The sequence below is a fragment of the Pseudarthrobacter kochi genome, assembly GCF_055412805.1.
Window position 1 is genome coordinate 14,307 of the sequence record NZ_JBVAYV010000027.1, and the last position, 15,149, is coordinate 29,455.

Annotated in this window: 15 protein-coding genes; 14 read left to right on the forward strand and 1 reads right to left on the reverse strand. The window is 68.0% G+C overall.

Annotation, left to right across the window (positions count from 1 at the left end):
* From ACZY0Y_RS13460 to nusB, 5 genes are all read left to right on the forward strand, one after another.
* A complete protein-coding gene (locus ACZY0Y_RS13460; protein WP_463958470.1) occupies positions 1–594 on the forward strand; it encodes a shikimate kinase in 594 nt (197 codons plus the stop codon).
* Positions 591–1,682: a 3-dehydroquinate synthase gene (gene aroB / locus ACZY0Y_RS13465; RefSeq protein ID WP_160665677.1), complete on the forward strand. Its 1,092-nt coding sequence runs from the start codon at positions 591–593 to the stop codon at positions 1,680–1,682. The genes ACZY0Y_RS13460 and aroB overlap by 4 nt, the downstream gene beginning before the upstream one ends.
* Complete coding sequence (locus tag ACZY0Y_RS13470) at positions 1,682–2,197, forward strand: tetratricopeptide repeat protein (RefSeq protein ID WP_463958472.1); 516 nt, start codon at positions 1,682–1,684, stop codon at positions 2,195–2,197. Before aroB ends, ACZY0Y_RS13470 begins: the two co-directional genes overlap by 1 nt.
* 126 nt (positions 2,198–2,323) lie before the next feature.
* Positions 2,324–2,887 (forward strand): elongation factor P, encoded by a 564-nt coding sequence (gene efp, locus ACZY0Y_RS13475; RefSeq protein ID WP_056429593.1) that lies wholly within the window; start codon positions 2,324–2,326, stop codon positions 2,885–2,887.
* Entirely contained in the window at positions 2,887–3,297 is a 411-nt protein-coding gene (gene nusB, locus ACZY0Y_RS13480) for a transcription antitermination factor NusB (protein WP_024368581.1), read from the forward strand. Before efp ends, nusB begins: the two co-directional genes overlap by 1 nt.
* Before the next feature lie 78 nt (positions 3,298–3,375).
* Here nusB and ACZY0Y_RS13485 read toward each other — a convergent pair whose 3' ends face one another.
* Positions 3,376–4,644 carry a PrsW family intramembrane metalloprotease gene (locus tag ACZY0Y_RS13485; RefSeq protein WP_463958473.1) on the reverse strand — a complete coding sequence of 423 codons (1,269 nt, stop codon included), beginning with the start codon at positions 4,642–4,644 and terminating at the stop codon, positions 3,376–3,378.
* 136 nt (positions 4,645–4,780) lie between these two features.
* On the opposite strand from ACZY0Y_RS13485, the gene pyrR reads away from it, so the two are divergent.
* The 9 genes from pyrR to gmk all read left to right on the forward strand — a co-directional run bounded on the left by pyrR (position 4,781) and on the right by gmk (position 15,119).
* On the forward strand, positions 4,781–5,395 hold the full coding sequence (gene pyrR, locus ACZY0Y_RS13490; protein WP_463884115.1) for a bifunctional pyr operon transcriptional regulator/uracil phosphoribosyltransferase PyrR: 615 nt from the start codon (positions 4,781–4,783) through the stop codon (positions 5,393–5,395).
* Entirely contained in the window at positions 5,392–6,435 is a 1,044-nt protein-coding gene (locus ACZY0Y_RS13495; protein ID WP_463958475.1) for an aspartate carbamoyltransferase catalytic subunit, read from the forward strand. Before pyrR ends, ACZY0Y_RS13495 begins: the two co-directional genes overlap by 4 nt.
* The gene (locus ACZY0Y_RS13500) at positions 6,435–7,811 is read left to right on the forward strand and encodes a dihydroorotase (RefSeq protein WP_463958477.1); all 1,377 of its coding nucleotides are present in this window, start codon (positions 6,435–6,437) and stop codon (positions 7,809–7,811) included. The genes ACZY0Y_RS13495 and ACZY0Y_RS13500 overlap by 1 nt, the downstream gene beginning before the upstream one ends.
* Positions 7,811–8,329, forward strand: a complete 519-nt coding sequence (locus tag ACZY0Y_RS13505) for a PH-like domain-containing protein (RefSeq protein WP_463884109.1) — start codon at positions 7,811–7,813, stop codon at positions 8,327–8,329. The genes ACZY0Y_RS13500 and ACZY0Y_RS13505 overlap by 1 nt, the downstream gene beginning before the upstream one ends.
* Positions 8,310–9,599 carry a glutamine-hydrolyzing carbamoyl-phosphate synthase small subunit gene (gene carA / locus ACZY0Y_RS13510; RefSeq protein ID WP_463958479.1) on the forward strand — a complete coding sequence of 430 codons (1,290 nt, stop codon included), beginning with the start codon at positions 8,310–8,312 and terminating at the stop codon, positions 9,597–9,599. Before ACZY0Y_RS13505 ends, carA begins: the two co-directional genes overlap by 20 nt.
* Positions 9,599–12,934, forward strand: a complete 3,336-nt coding sequence (carB, locus tag ACZY0Y_RS13515; RefSeq protein ID WP_463958480.1) for a carbamoyl-phosphate synthase large subunit — start codon at positions 9,599–9,601, stop codon at positions 12,932–12,934. Before carA ends, carB begins: the two co-directional genes overlap by 1 nt.
* Positions 12,927–13,805, forward strand: a complete 879-nt coding sequence (gene pyrF, locus ACZY0Y_RS13520) for an orotidine-5'-phosphate decarboxylase (protein WP_463958482.1) — start codon at positions 12,927–12,929, stop codon at positions 13,803–13,805. Before carB ends, pyrF begins: the two co-directional genes overlap by 8 nt.
* Positions 13,806–14,185: 380 nt before the next feature.
* A complete protein-coding gene (mihF, locus tag ACZY0Y_RS13525) occupies positions 14,186–14,521 on the forward strand; it encodes an integration host factor, actinobacterial type (RefSeq protein ID WP_463958484.1) in 336 nt (111 codons plus the stop codon).
* A gap of 25 nt (positions 14,522–14,546) precedes the next feature.
* Positions 14,547–15,119 (forward strand): guanylate kinase, encoded by a 573-nt coding sequence (gene gmk / locus ACZY0Y_RS13530; protein WP_463958486.1) that lies wholly within the window; start codon positions 14,547–14,549, stop codon positions 15,117–15,119.
* Positions 15,120–15,149 lie beyond the last annotated feature (30 nt).

Below are 15,149 nucleotides of genomic sequence, written 5' to 3' on the forward strand. Positions count from 1 at the left end.
ATGCCGGCAGTGCCGGCCAGGACGTCTGCCCGGCCCATCGCCCTGATCGGGCCGATGGCGGTCGGAAAATCAGCCATCGGACACCAGCTTGCCCAGCAGCTGGGAGCGCCGTTCGTGGACACCGACGTCGTGGTGGTGGCAAACCACGGTTCCATCGCGGAGATCTTCGCCAGCCGCGGTGAGCACGCCTTCCGTGAGCTCGAAGCCAGGGCCGCCGCACGCGCCATCGAAGACGCGTACGGCAGCAATACGGTCATTTCCCTGGGCGGCGGCGCCGTGCTGGACTCCGGCACCCAGCAGCTGCTGGGGCACTGCACCGTGGTCTACCTCGAATGCGACGCGGACACCGTGGCGGAACGGATCAGCAGGAACTCCGGCCGGCCGCTGCTGGCCGGAGACGCCATGGAACGATGGAAGACGCTGTTCGCCACCCGGCGGCCGGTCTACGAACGGCTGGCCGACCTGGTCATCGATGTGCGGAACGGATCCGTGCCGGAGATCGCGCAACGGCTTGAAGATGCGCTGCGCACGTACGCCGCGGCGCTAACCGCTGCCGTAGCCGCGACAGCGGCGACAAAGGAAGTTGAAAAGTGATCACCGAATCAACCGTCATCAAGGTCACCGGGCAGACGCCCGGTGAGAACTACGACGTCGTGGTGGGCCGCGGCCTGCTGGCCAGCCTGCCCGGCCTGCTGGGCGAGCGGGTCAAACGCGTCCTCGTCATCCACCCCCGCGCGCTGCGCCTCACCGGCGACACCGTCCGGGAAGAACTCGCCTCCGCAGGCTTCACGGCGCTCACCGCCGAGATCCCCGACGCCGAGGAAGGCAAGCACATTGAGGTGGCCTCCTTCTGCTGGCAGGTGCTGGGGCAGAATGACTTCACCCGCTCGGACGCTGTCGTCGCCGTCGGCGGCGGGGCCGTGACCGACCTGGCCGGCTTCGTGGCCGCCACCTGGCTGCGCGGTGTCAAAGTCATCCACATGCCCACGAGCCTGCTCGGCATGGTCGACGCCGCCGTCGGCGGAAAAACCGGGATCAACACCGCCGAAGGCAAAAACCTCGTCGGCGCCTTCCACCCGCCTGCCGGTGTCCTCGCGGACCTCGACACCCTGGACACGTTGCCGAAGAACGAGATGATCTCCGGCATGGCAGAGGTCATCAAGTGCGGCTTCATCGCCGACCCCGCCATTCTCGACCTGATCGAAAAGGACCCGGCCGCCGTCGCCGATCCCCGTTCGGACGCCGTCCGGGAACTCATCGAACGCGCCATTTCGGTGAAGGCCCGGGTCGTTTCCGAGGACCTCAAGGAAACCGGCCAGCGCGAAATCCTCAACTACGGCCACACCCTGGGCCACGCGATCGAACTCGCCGAGCGCTACTCCTGGCGCCACGGCGCCGCCGTCTCCGTCGGCATGATGTTCGCCGCGGAACTTGCCCGCAGCGTCGGCCGCCTCAGCGACGCCGACGCCGACCGGCACCGCACCATCCTGGAAAGCCTCGGGCTGCCCATTACGTACCGGCGCGACCGCTGGCAGGCCCTGCTCGACGGCATGCGGCGGGACAAGAAGTCCCGCGGGGACCTGTTGCGCTTCGTGGTGCTCGACGGCGTGGCACGCCCCGGGATCCTCGACGTCCCGGACACCTCGCTGCTGTTCGCCGCATACCAGGAGATTGCCTCCTGATGCCTTTCGTCCCAGGCGGCACCAGTGACTGGCCAGATGCAGGGTTTCCGGGGATCAAAATCAACCCGGACAGCCTGGTGCCGCAAATCGTCAACGAGGACGCTGTCGCCGATGCGCTGGCCGCCTCGACCGACCCGGGTGACCTGATCTTCGTGCGCCTCGTCGAAGGGCACCCTGCTGAAGCCGCCGGACTGCTCGCCGAAGCCCGGTACAAGGACCCCTCCTCGCTGCGCCTGCGGATCTTCGAAGCCGACGTCCTGCGGGTCTCCCACCGGCTTGACCGGGCCGTTGAACTGTTCCGCCAACTGCTGGCGGAGACGCGGGGAACGCCGGACGAGGCGCGCATCCGCCAGCACCTCGGACGGTGCTATTTCGCCAGCGGCAACATTGCGGCCGCCGTCGAATGCTTCGCCGAAGCCCTCGACCTGCGCGTCGCCGGGTCGGCCGACGCGGCCCTGATCTACGCCTCCACGGTGGCGCTGCAGCGGGCGCGGAATGTGCTGGATCTCGACTGACCCGCATAACCGGTAGAATGGTTTTTGGATTTTTGATAAATACGCGCTGGCGGGCCGGATCGGCATGCCGGCCTGGCATAAGCGGCTGGCGGCTAGAACCAGTCAACAAAGAAACCTGAGGATACTGTGGCAACCACTAACGACATCAAGAACGGAACCGTCCTTAAGCTTGAGGGCCAGCTCTGGAACATCATTGAGTTCCAGCACGTCAAGCCCGGCAAGGGTGGCGCGTTTGTGCGCACCAAGATGCGCAACGTGATGTCCGGCAAGGTCGTCGACAAGACCTTCAACGCCGGACTCAAGATCGAGACGGCCACGGTTGACCGCCGCGACTACCAGTACCTGTACCAGGACGGCGCCGACTTCGTGTTCATGGACACGACCGACTTCGACCAGCTCACCGTTCCGGGTGCAACGGTCGGTGACGCCACCAACTTCATGCTCGAGAACCAGATGGTCAACATCGCCATCCACGAAGGCAACCCGCTCTACATCGAGCTGCCCCCGAGCGTCGTGCTCGAGATCACCTACACGGAGCCGGGCCTGCAGGGCGACCGCTCCTCGGCCGGCACCAAGCCTGCCACCCTCGAAACGGGCTATGAGATCCAGGTTCCGCTGTTCGTGGAGAACAACACCAAGGTCAAGGTCGACACCCGTGACGGCAGCTACCTCGGCCGGGTCAACGACTAGTGAGTGCACGCGGTAAGGCCCGTAACCGGGCCCTGGATGTTCTCTTCGAGGCGGAACAGCGTTCCGTGTCGGCGTTTGATGTACTGAAGTCCCGCCGGGAGCAGACGGACCAGATCGTCAATCCGTACACCCTTGAAATTGTCGAAGGTGTGGTCTCCCATCAGGCCGCCATCGACGAATTCCTGGAAACCTACTCGCAGGGCTGGACCCTGGAGCGGATGCCCTCGGTGGACCGCATCATCCTGCGGATCGGCACCTGGGAGCTGCTCTACAACGACGACGTGCCCGATGGCGTCGCCGTCAGCGAGGCCGTGGCGCTGGCCAAGACCCTCTCCACGGACGAGTCGCCGTCGTTCATCAACGGCCTGCTGGGCCGCCTGCAGCAGCTGAAGCCCTCGCTGCTCGCCTGACCCGCCACGCTCCACAAAGAACCCCGCCCGGCTCACCCTGGGCGGGGTTCTTTCGTCCCCTGGCTTGCCCTGTTGCGCTCAGCAGACGACGGCGGCCCGGAGGGCACTGATCCCGGCGAGCTGGTTCCGCTCGTCGAGCTGGTGCGCGGGCACGTCCCGGCCGCTGAGGATCCGCTGCCGGGTGAAGGCGAGCTGGGTGGCGGCACGGAGCAGGGCCTTCATCTGCGGGCCCCGGCCGATGGAGTCCGCCCAGCGCAGGGCAGAGCGCCGGCCGGCGCTGGTGGCCAGCATGTCCACCTCGGACCCCGTGAACCAGCCCGCAGCCGCGTATTCCTTGAGCCGCTGGCGCGTGAGCCTCCGCTCCGCGACCCGCAGCAGCACAATCACCAGGACCGCCAGCAGGAAGATCGGGACCTGGACCAGCAGGTACTGGCCCAGGAAGTTCCGGCCCATGCTGTTCCAGCCGCTGTGCAGCAGCATCGCGGGCACGAGGCCGACGGCGAACGCGAGCACGGACAGGCCGTTATGCCAGCGGCGCGCGGCAAGGCCCATGATCAGCCCGGTGGTGCCCGTGAAAATGGCGTGGGCGAAGGGTGACATGACCCCGCGCAGGAAGAAGACCACCGCGAGATCCGTGCCGGGGTCGGAAGATTCGGCGATCGCGCGGCCGAAGTAGAGGATATTCTCGGTGAACGCGAAGCCGGCCGCAATCGTAAAGGCGAACACCACACCGTCCACCGGCCCGTCGAAGTGTTTCCGGGCGAAGAGCAGAAGCAGCAGCAGACCCAGGGACTTGGCGAATTCCTCCACGACCGGCGCCTGGACCGTCACGGCGAACGTTGTGTAGTCCAGTCCGGAGGCAGGCCCCGCGACGAGCGAGAAGTAGGGCTGGATCAGCATCGTCACCGCAATCGAGACGACTGCTCCCCAGACAAAGGCGAACAGCAGCAGCGGCTTCGGTTCAGGCTCCCAGCGGTCGATGAAGCGCACCGTCAGCAGGACGGTCGCCAGCGGAACCAGCGAGGCGGCGAAGCCGATGACAAACCCGGAGATTCCGGTGCTGCCCAGCAGGAAGGGCAGCACCAGGAACAGGCTCATGAACGCGAGGAACCCGCCGGCCACCACGAGCCCGGCAACCCCGGCGGAGCGTCGCCCTGCCCGGACCTGCGGAAGCACGGGCGGGAGGACCGGCTGGAACCGGCCCTGGCCGTTGGCCGGCGGCCGCTGGTAGTACTCCGGCTGGACGTGGCCCAGCCAGGTCGGGTTCGCCTGCTGGGGAAGCGGCCCCCGGCCGCCGGGGGAGTAGCCGGGGTGCTCTGGCTCCGGCCGCGGCTCGTTCGTCGTCATGAACCCGAGCCTATGTGCGTGTGAGGTTAAACGCATGCCGGCAGCACCGGGGCGTCAGTGCCGCTGTGGTAATTTGGGAGCGCAAACAATCCTTTTTTAATTCCGTCCCGTGAGGCGGGGAAAGGGGAGACGAGCGTTGACTTCTGTTCCAGAAGCACCGGTTCCGGCCAAGGTTGTACTCACCCGAGTGGTACTGAACCAGGCGGACATCGACCGTGCACTCACTCGTATCGCCCATGAGATCCTTGAATCCAACAAGGGCTCCCAGGACCTGGTCCTGCTTGGCATCCCGCGGCGGGGCTACCCGCTCGCCGTCCGGCTCGCCGCCAAGATTGCCGCTGCGGATCCCACTGTGGACCCCGCCGCGATCGTTGGCCAGTTGGATGTGACCATGTTCCGCGACGACCTCTCCCACCAGGCCATGCGGCCGCCGTACCCCACCCAGCTCCCCCGCACCGGCATCGACAACAAGGTGGTGGTTCTGATCGACGACGTCCTGTATTCCGGCCGGACCATCCGGGCCGCCCTCGACGCGATCATCGACCTCGGCCGTCCGCGGATCGTCCGGCTCGCCGTGCTGATCGACCGCGGCCACCGGGAACTGCCCATCCGCGCCGACCACGTCGGCAAGAACCTCCCCACTTCCTCTGCGGAGAAAGTCCGGGTCCGGCTCGCGGAAACCGACTCCGCCGGCAGCGGGGGAATTGACGGCGTGCCCGTCAACGAAGTGGTCATCGAGGCCACCGCATGAGGCACCTGCTCTCCACCGAAGACCTGAGCCGGTCCAACGCCATCCGCATCCTCGACACCGCCGAGGAAATGGCGGCCGTGGGCGAGCGGGAGGTCAAAAAGCTTCCCACCCTGCGCGGCCGGACGGTCGTCAACCTGTTCTTCGAGGACTCCACGCGCACCCGGATCTCCTTCGAAGCCGCCGCCAAACGGCTCTCCGCCGACGTCATCAACTTCGCCGCGAAGGGTTCCTCCGTCTCCAAGGGCGAGTCCCTCAAGGACACGGCCCAGACGCTGTCCGCGATGGGGGCCGACGCCGTCGTCATCCGGCACTGGGCCTCCGGCGCCCCGCACCGGCTCGCCGCCACGGACTGGATCGACGCCGCCGTCATCAACGCCGGCGACGGCACCCACGAACACCCCACCCAGGCGCTGCTGGACGCCTTCACCATGCGCCGGCACTGGTCCAGGCTGGCCGGCACCCCGTCCATTGGTGCCGACCTCCGAGGCATGCGGGTCGCGATCGCCGGCGACGTGCTGCACTCCCGCGTGGCGCGCTCCAACGTCTGGCTGCTGCGCACCCTCGGCGCCGAGGTCACCCTGGTCGCCCCGCCCACGCTGCTGCCGATCGGCGTCGAAAAATGGCCGTGCAGCGTCAGCTACGACCTCGATGAAACCCTTGCCCGGGGCGTCGACGCGATGATGATGCTGCGCGTCCAGGGCGAACGGATGAACGCCTCCTTCTTCCCGACCACCCGCGAATACTCGCGCCGCTGGGGCTTCGACGACAACCGGCTCCGTGCCCTGGACAGCCTGGGCCTGAAGGACACGATCATCATGCACCCCGGTCCGATGAACCGCGGCCTGGAGATCTCCTCCGCCGCGGCCGACTCACCCCGGTCCACGGTGCTGGCGCAGGTCCGCAACGGCGTGTCCATCCGGATGGCGGCCCTTTACCTGCTGCTCTCCGGGGACACCCGCGAACCGGCGGGCCACACCGGCAACGCCCCTTTCCCCCCGGCAGAGAACACCTCCGCCCACGCCACCAAGGAGAGCCACTAATGGCATCACAGCACCAGGACGCAGCCACCGGCGCCTACCTGATCCGCGGCGCAGCCATCCTCGGCGGAGCCCCCGAAGACCTCCTGATCCGCGACGGGATCATCGCCGAACGCGGCCGTAACCTTTCAGCCGACGACGCGACCGTCATTGAGGCCGCCGGACTCGTGGCGCTGCCCGGCATGGTGGACATCCACACCCACCTGCGCGAACCCGGCCGCGAAGACGCCGAAACGGTTGAAACAGGCACCCGCGCCGCGGCCCTGGGCGGCTACACGGCCGTGCACGCGATGGCCAACAGCACACCGGTGGCGGACACCGCCGGCGTCGTCGAACAGGTCCTCACCCTGGGGCGCACCGCCGGCTGGGTGGACGTCCGCCCGGTGGGTGCCGTCACGGTCGGCCTCGCGGGGGAGCAGCTCGCCGAACTCGGCGCGATGGCAGACTCCCGCGCGCACGTCCGGGTCTTCTCCGATGACGGCATCTGCGTGCACGACCCCGTGCTGATGCGCCGGGCGCTGGAATACGTCAAGGCGTTCGACGGCGTCGTGGCCCAGCACGCGCAGGAGCCCCGGCTCACCGCCGGTGCGCAGATGAACGAGGGCGAGGTCTCCGCTGTCCTCGGCCTCACCGGCTGGCCCGCCGTCGCCGAGGAAAGCATCATCGCCCGCGATGTGCTCCTGGCCCAGCATGTCGGCTCCCGGCTGCACGTCTGCCATGTTTCCACCGCAGGGTCCGTGGAGATCATCCGCTGGGCCAAGTCCCGCGGCGTCAACGTCACGGCCGAGGTCACCCCGCACCACCTTTGGCTCACGGACGAGCTCGCCCGGAGCTACGACCCGGTCTACAAGGTCAACCCGCCGCTGCGCACCGACGCCGACGTCCAGGCCCTGCGCGCCGCGCTGGCCGACGGCACGATCGACGTCGTCGGCACCGACCACGCGCCGCACCCCAGCGAGCACAAGGAATGTGAGTGGGCGCAGGCCGCCATGGGCATGACCGGGCTGGAAACGGCGCTGTCAGTGGTGCAGCACACCATGATCGAAACCGGGTTGATGGGCTGGGCCGACTTTGCCCGGGTCACCTCCACCGCGCCGGCCGCGATCGGCCGGCTCGAGGACCAGGGCCGGCCGCTCAACGCCGGCGAACCCGCCAACGTCACACTCGTGGACCCGGCTGCGCGCTGGACCGTTGACCCTTCTAAGATGGCAACCATGGGCCGTAACTCTCCGTTTGCCGGCCGGGAACTTCCCGGCAAGGTGGTGGCGACGTTCTTCAAGGGCCACCCCACCGTCCTCAACGGCAAGCTCAACACACCGTACCGCTGGCTCCCGGAACAGGCTGAGCTGCCCGGGACCGCAGTGGCGGGCCGCAACTGATGGTCAAGGAACTTTCGCTGCTCTTCACGCTGGTCCTGATTGGCCTGGCCCTTGTCCTGATCTGGTTCGGCTGGCGGAACCGCCTGCGCCGCCAGGCCGACGTCGACCCGCTACCGGAGATCCCCACGGAACTGGGGGCGGCGCTGGCCGTCGCGGACGGCCAGTACGTCGCCACCACCACCGCCGGTGACTGGCTGGACCGCATCGCGGTCCACAACTTAGGGTTGCGCACCAACGCCGAACTCAGCGTCCACCCGGAAGGCGTGCTGTTCGACCGCTCCGGCGCCGGCCCGGTCTTCATCCCGGCCGCCAGCCTCACCGGGGTGCGGCAGGAAAGCGGCATGGCCGGAAAGTTCGTCGAAAAGGACGGGCTGCTGGTGCTCAGCTGGATGCTGGGCGCCCGCGAACTGGATTCCGGGTTCCGCACCCGGCACGCCGACGACAAAACCATCCTCCTCACCGCCCTGCAAGATTTGATCCCCGCGGCCCCCCAGGCCAATGCCGATAGTGGAAAGTAACGACGTGACGGAATCCAACGAAGTGATTGAAGAAGCAGTGACATCAAACGACACTGCACCCGCTGCAGCAGCATCCAGCCCCGCCGTACTCGTCCTCGAGGACGGCCGGATCTTCCGCGGCACCAGCTACGGCGCCACCGGAACCGCCCTCGGCGAGGCCGTCTTCGCGACCGGCATGACCGGTTACCAGGAAACCATCACGGACCCCTCCTACGCCCGCCAGCTGGTCGTTCAGACCGCCCCGCACATCGGCAACACCGGTGTGAACAAGGACGACGCCGAGTCCCGGCGGATCTGGGTGGCCGGCTACATCGTCCGCGACGCCGCCCGGCGCCCTTCCAACTGGCGCTCCGAACGGTCGCTGGACGATGAGCTTCTCGAGCAGGGCATCGTCGGCATCCAGGGCGTGGACACCCGCGCCATCACCCGCCACCTGCGCGAGCACAAGACCATGCGCGCCGGGATCTTCTCCGGCGACGCCGCCCGCGCCACCGACAAGGAGCTTGTGGACACCGTCCTGGCGAGTGCCCCGATGGAAGGCTCACGCCTTGCCGAGGAAGTCAGCGTCGACGAGGCCTACACCGTGGAGCCCAAGGACTGGGGCTGGGACGGCGAACCGCGGTTCAGCATCGCCGCGATCGACCTCGGCATCAAGCGGATGACCCCCATCCGCTTCGCCGAGCGCGGCGTCCGGGTGCACGTCCTGCCGGCCACGGCCACCCTGGCCGATGTCCAGGCGCTCCACCCCGACGGCTTCTTTATGTCCAACGGCCCGGGCGACCCCGCGACCGCCGACAACCAGGTCAAGCTGCTCCGCTCGGTCCTCGACGAGAAGATCCCGTACTTCGGCATCTGCTTCGGCAACCAGATCCTGGGCCGCGCGCTGGGGTTCGGGACCTACAAGCTGCGCTACGGCCACCGCGGCATCAACCAGCCCGTCATGGACCGCCGCACCGGCAAGGTCGAGATCACCTCGCAGAACCACGGCTTCGCCGTCGACGCCCCGCTCGATGGCGCCACGCAGGCCCCCGAGGAGCGCTTCGGCCGCGTCGAGGTCAGCCATGTGAGCCTCAACGACGACGTCGTGGAGGGCCTGTCCTGCCTGGACATCCCCGCCTTCTCGGTGCAGTACCACCCCGAGGCCGCCTCCGGCCCGCACGACGCCGCCTACCTCTTCGACCGCTTCATCCAGCTGATGGCGGACTCTTCTTCAGAGACAGAGACAGACACCAAGACCTCCACCGAATCCAAGACTGAGGACAAGAAGTAATGCCCAAGAGAACTGACCTTAAGAGCGTCCTGGTCATCGGTTCCGGCCCGATCGTGATCGGCCAGGCGGCCGAATTCGACTACTCCGGCACCCAGGCACTGCGCGTCCTCAAGGAGGAAGGCCTCCGCGTCATCCTCGTCAACTCCAACCCGGCCACCATCATGACCGACCCCGAGTTTGCCGACGCCACGTACATCGAGCCGATCACCCCCGAGGTGGTCGAGAAGATCATCGCCAAGGAACGCCCGGACGCGATCCTGCCGACCCTGGGCGGCCAGACCGCCCTCAACACCGCCATCGCACTGGACAAGAACGGCGTGCTGGAGAAGTACAACGTGGAGCTCATCGGCGCCAACATCGCCGCGATCGAGCTCGGCGAGGACCGCGAAAAGTTCAAGGGCGTTGTGGAACGCTGCGGCGCCGAGTCGGCCCGCAGCCACATCATCCACACCATCGGCGAGGCCCTCACCGCGGCCGGGGACCTCGGCTACCCGATGGTGGTCCGGCCCTCCTTCACCATGGGCGGCCTCGGCTCCGGCCTCGCCTACGACGAGAACGACCTCCGCCGGATCGTCGGCCAGGGGCTGCAGTACAGCCCCACGTCCGAGGTGCTGCTCGAAGAGAGCATCCTGGGCTGGAAGGAATACGAGCTCGAGATGATGCGCGACAAGAACGACAACGTCGTGGTCGTCTGCTCCATCGAGAACTTCGACCCGGTCGGCGTGCACACCGGCGACTCGATCACGGTCGCCCCGGCCCTGACCCTCACGGACCGCGAATACCAGCGCCTGCGCGACATCTCCATCGCCGTCATCCGCGAAGTCGGCGTCGACACCGGCGGCTGCAACATCCAGTTCGCCGTCGAGCCCGACACGGGCCGCGTCGTCGTGATCGAGATGAACCCGCGCGTCTCCCGGTCCTCCGCCCTCGCCTCCAAGGCCACCGGCTTCGCGATCGCCAAGATCGCCACCAAGCTCTCGCTGGGCTACACCCTCGACGAGATCCCCAACGACATCACACAGAAGACGCCGGCGTCCTTCGAGCCGACCCTGGACTACGTCGTGGTGAAGGTCCCGCGTTTCGCCTTCGAGAAGTTCCCGGCCGCGGACCCCACGCTGACCACCACCATGAAGTCGGTGGGCGAGGCCATGGCCATGGGCCGGAACTTCACCGAGGCCCTGCAGAAGGCGCTGCGGTCCCTCGAGCAGAAGGGCTCCCAGCTCGACTTCAGCCACGTCCCGGAATGGGAAGTCCCGGAGCTGATCGAGAAGTCCAAGCGGCCCACCACCGAACGCCTGCACCAGGTCCAGCGTGCCCTCCTCGGCGGGGCCACCGTGGAACAGCTCTTCGAAGCCACCAAGATCGACCCCTGGTACCTGGACCAGCTCCAGCTGCTGAATGAGATCTCGGTTGAAATCCGCCAAGCCGCCGCCCTCACCCCGGACATGCTGAAGCGGGCCAAGCGCCACGGCTTCTCCGACGAGCAGATCGGCGCCCTGACGCACAACTCCGAGGACGTCGTCCGCGGCGTCCGGCAGGCCCTCGGCATCCGCCCGGTCTACAAGACCGTGGACACCTGCGCCGCGGAGTTCGCCGCGTACACCCCCTACCACTACTCCTCCTACGACGAGGAGGACGAGGTGGCGCTGCACGCCAAGCCGTCCATCATCATCCTCGGCTCCGGGCCCAACCGGATCGGCCAGGGCATCGAGTTCGACTACTCCTGCGTCCACGCCTCCATGGCACTGCGCAAGGCCGGCTACGAGACCGTGATGGTCAACTGCAACCCCGAGACCGTCTCCACCGACTACGACGTCTCCACCCGGCTGTACTTCGAGCCGCTCACCCTGGAGGACGTCCTCGAGGTCATCGCGGCCGAGGAACGCACCGGCGGCGTCATGGGCGTCTTCGTCCAGCTTGGCGGCCAGACCCCGCTCAAGCTCGCCCAGCAGCTCGCCGACGCCGGCGTGCCGATCCTCGGCACCTCCCCGGAAGCGATCGACCTCGCCGAGCACCGCGGCGCGTTCTCCCGGGTGCTCGACAAGGCCGGGCTGATCTCGCCGAAGAACGGCACCGCCGTGTCCTTCGACGACGCCAAGAAGATCGCCGACGAGATCGGCTACCCGGTGCTGGTCCGCCCGTCCTACGTCCTCGGCGGCCGCGGCATGGAGATCGTCTACGACGAGCCCAACCTCTCCCGCTACATCGCCAACGCCACGGAGATCACCCCGGACCACCCGGTGCTGATCGACCGGTTCCTCGAGGACGCCGTCGAGATCGACGTCGACGCCCTCTACGACGGCACCGAGATGTACCTCGGCGGCATCATGGAGCACATCGAGGAGGCCGGCATCCACTCCGGCGACTCGGCGTGCGTGCTGCCACCCATCACCCTGGGCAACAAAGTGCTGGAACGCGTCCGGACCGCCACCCTGGCGATCGCCGAGGGCGTGGGCGTCCGCGGCCTGATCAACATCCAGTTCGCCCTCGCCTCCGACGTGCTCTACGTCCTGGAAGCCAACCCGCGGGCCTCCCGCACCGTCCCGTTCGTGTCCAAGGCGACCGGTGTCCAGATGGCGAAGGCCGCGGCCCTGATCGGCACCGGCGTCACCATCAACCAGCTCCGCACCGCCTACAAGATGCTGCCGGAAACCGGCGACGGCTCGACGCTGCCGCTGGACGCGCCGGTCTCGGTCAAGGAAGCCGTGCTGCCGTTCAGCCGCTTCCGGACCCCCGAGGGCAAGGTCGTGGACTCCCTGCTCGGGCCGGAAATGCGCTCCACCGGCGAGGTCATGGGCATCGACAAGCACTTCGACACCGCCTTCGCGAAGAGCCAGGCCGCCGCGAACAACGCGCTGCCCACGGAGGGTAAGATCTTCGTCTCCGTGGCCAACCGGGACAAGCGCTCGGTCATCATGGGCGTCAAGCGGCTCTCCGACCTCGGCTTCGAGATCGTCTCCACCGGCGGCACCGCCGATGTGCTCCGCCGCAACGGCATCCAGGCCACCCCGGTCCGGAAGGTCGCCGAGGGCTCCAGCGCCGAAGGCGAAGGCACCATCGCCGACCTCATCATCGCCGGCGAGATCGACATGGTCTTCAACACGCCCTCGGGCGGCGAAGCCCGCAGCGACGGCTACGAACTGCGCGCCGCAGCGACGTCGATCGGCATCCCGTGCATCACGACCGTGGCCGAGTTCAACGCCGCCGTCCAGGCCATCGAGGCGCTGCGCACCTACGAATGGTCCGTCACGAGCCTGCAGGAGCACGCCGCAGGACTGGCCGCATCGCAGGCCGCGCAGGCCGCTTCGCTGATCGCGGCCCCGCAAAATGCCTGAGCCTGAGGCAGCAACAGCCGGTCGGGAGTCTTTCGGCTCCCGGCTGGGCCGGGCCATGGCGGACCGCGGTCCGCTGTGCGTGGGGATCGATCCGCACCCGGCGCTGCTGTCGGCCTGGGGGCTGAACGACGACGTCGCCGGGCTGGAGCGCTTCTCGCTCACCGTCCTGGCGGCGGTGGGCGGCCTCGCTGCCGCGGTCAAACCCCAGGTGGCGCTGTATGAGCGCCACGGTTCCGCCGGGATGGCCGTGCTGGAGCGCACCCTCGCCGCCGCGGCGGAGGCCTCCGTGCTGACCATCGCCGACGCCAAGCGCGGCGACATCGGTTCGACCATGGCCGCCTACGCCGACGCCTGGCTGCGGGACGGTTCCGCCCTGGCCGCGGACTCAGTCACGCTGAGCCCCTACCTGGGCTTCGAATCGCTCCGGCCGGCCCTGGACCGCGCAGCGCAGACCGGCCGCGGCGTCTTCGTCCTGGCCCTGACCTCCAACCCGGAGGGCGCCTCCGTCCAGCACGTCGGCGGCAAGGACTCCGTAGCCCGCCGGATCGTCCAGGCGGCCGCCGCCGAGAACCGCCGGTACGGCGCTGATCAAGACGGCGGGGAGCTGGGGTCAACCGGCCTCGTCGTCGGCGCGACCGTCGGCTCGGCGCTCACGGACCTCGACCTGGACCTCGCCGCGGTGCGCGGCCCGATCCTCGCCCCGGGCCTTGGTGCGCAGGGCGCCACGGCGGCGGATTTGCGCCGCACTTTCGGCAGCGCCTACGGCCAGGTCCTGGGCACGTCCAGCCGGGACATCCTCGGCGCCGGTCCGCGGATCCAGGATCTGCAGGACGCCGCCAACCGCACCCTCGAGGAGCTCCGCGCGGCCTAGCTGACGCCACAAAGTCCGCAAAGGCCACGTCGCGTGCGTCGAGGGGCCGGGGTACGGAGTTGGGGTTGCCACCGGTCCCCGGTACCCCGGCCGCCGTCATCCGACGTCGGCGGGCACCCATTTGACGCAAGTGGCCGCTGTGGGGGCCGTCGTTCCGGCCATTCGTGGCGAACGGCCGCAGGCGTACTGCAGCCGGGCCGACGTCGGGGGTGCTGCGCCCGGCTCGTGCTTCGGGCAGGCTGTGCCGCGGCTGCTCCATTGATTTCTGCCTCTCCCAGACGGTAGGTTCAGGAGAAGCCCGCGGTACCAGCCGGGGTGCTCTACGGCTCGTCCGGCCAGGCTGTTTGTAGCGCCCGTCCGACAATGCAGGGAGGCATTCAGTGAGTTTGCGACCCCTCACACCGCAGGAACGTGCCGACGCCTTGGGCAAGGCCGCCGCCGCCAGGACCACCCGGGCCACCGCCAAGGACCGGCTGAAGTCAGGGACGCTGACAATCGCGGAACTGCTCAGCGCTGGGGAGAGCGATGACGCCATCGCCCGGATGAGGATCGTCGAACTGCTGGAGGCCCTGCCCGGCATCGGGCGGGTGCGTGCCGCTGCGATCATGGAACAACTGGGCATCGCGGCATCGCGCCGGGTCCGCGGCCTGGGAATTCACCAGCGCCGGGCGCTGGTAGGTTTTATAGACGACAAGCAGCCCGGTCCGCCGCGCTGACTCCCCAACCCGCCCGAAGGAATATGTGAGCAAGAAACCGGGACTGACAGTCCTCGCCGGCCCGACGGCTGTTGGCAAAGGCACCGTGTCCACCTACATCCGGGACAACTATCCCGGCGTCTGGCTTTCCGTCTCGGCAACCACACGGCCGGCGCGGCCCGGTGAAGTCGACGGTGTCCACTACTTCTTCAAGTCAGCCGAGGAATTCGATACCCTCGTCGAGAACGGCGAACTGCTGGAGTGGGCCGTGGTCCACGGGCGCAACCGCTACGGCACGCTGCGCAGCACGGTTGACGCCGCGATCGCCGACGGCCGTTCGGTGCTCCTGGAAATCGACCTGCAGGGTGCGCGGCAGGTCAAACAGGCCGTCCCGGACGCCCAGTTTGTCTTCCTGGCCCCGCCAAGCTGGGACGAAATGGTCCGCCGCCTGGTGGGCCGCGGCACGGAAACAGCGGAAGAACAGCAGCAGAGGCTGGAAACCGCTAAACTAGAACTGGCCGCTGAACCGGAGTTTGACCACACCGTCATCAATGATGACGTCCGACGGGCAGCGGACGAGCTTGTTTCACTCATGGGGCTGACCCCGAACCCACGCTAGGCGCCGGGACGTATCGGCCCGTTAGAATTT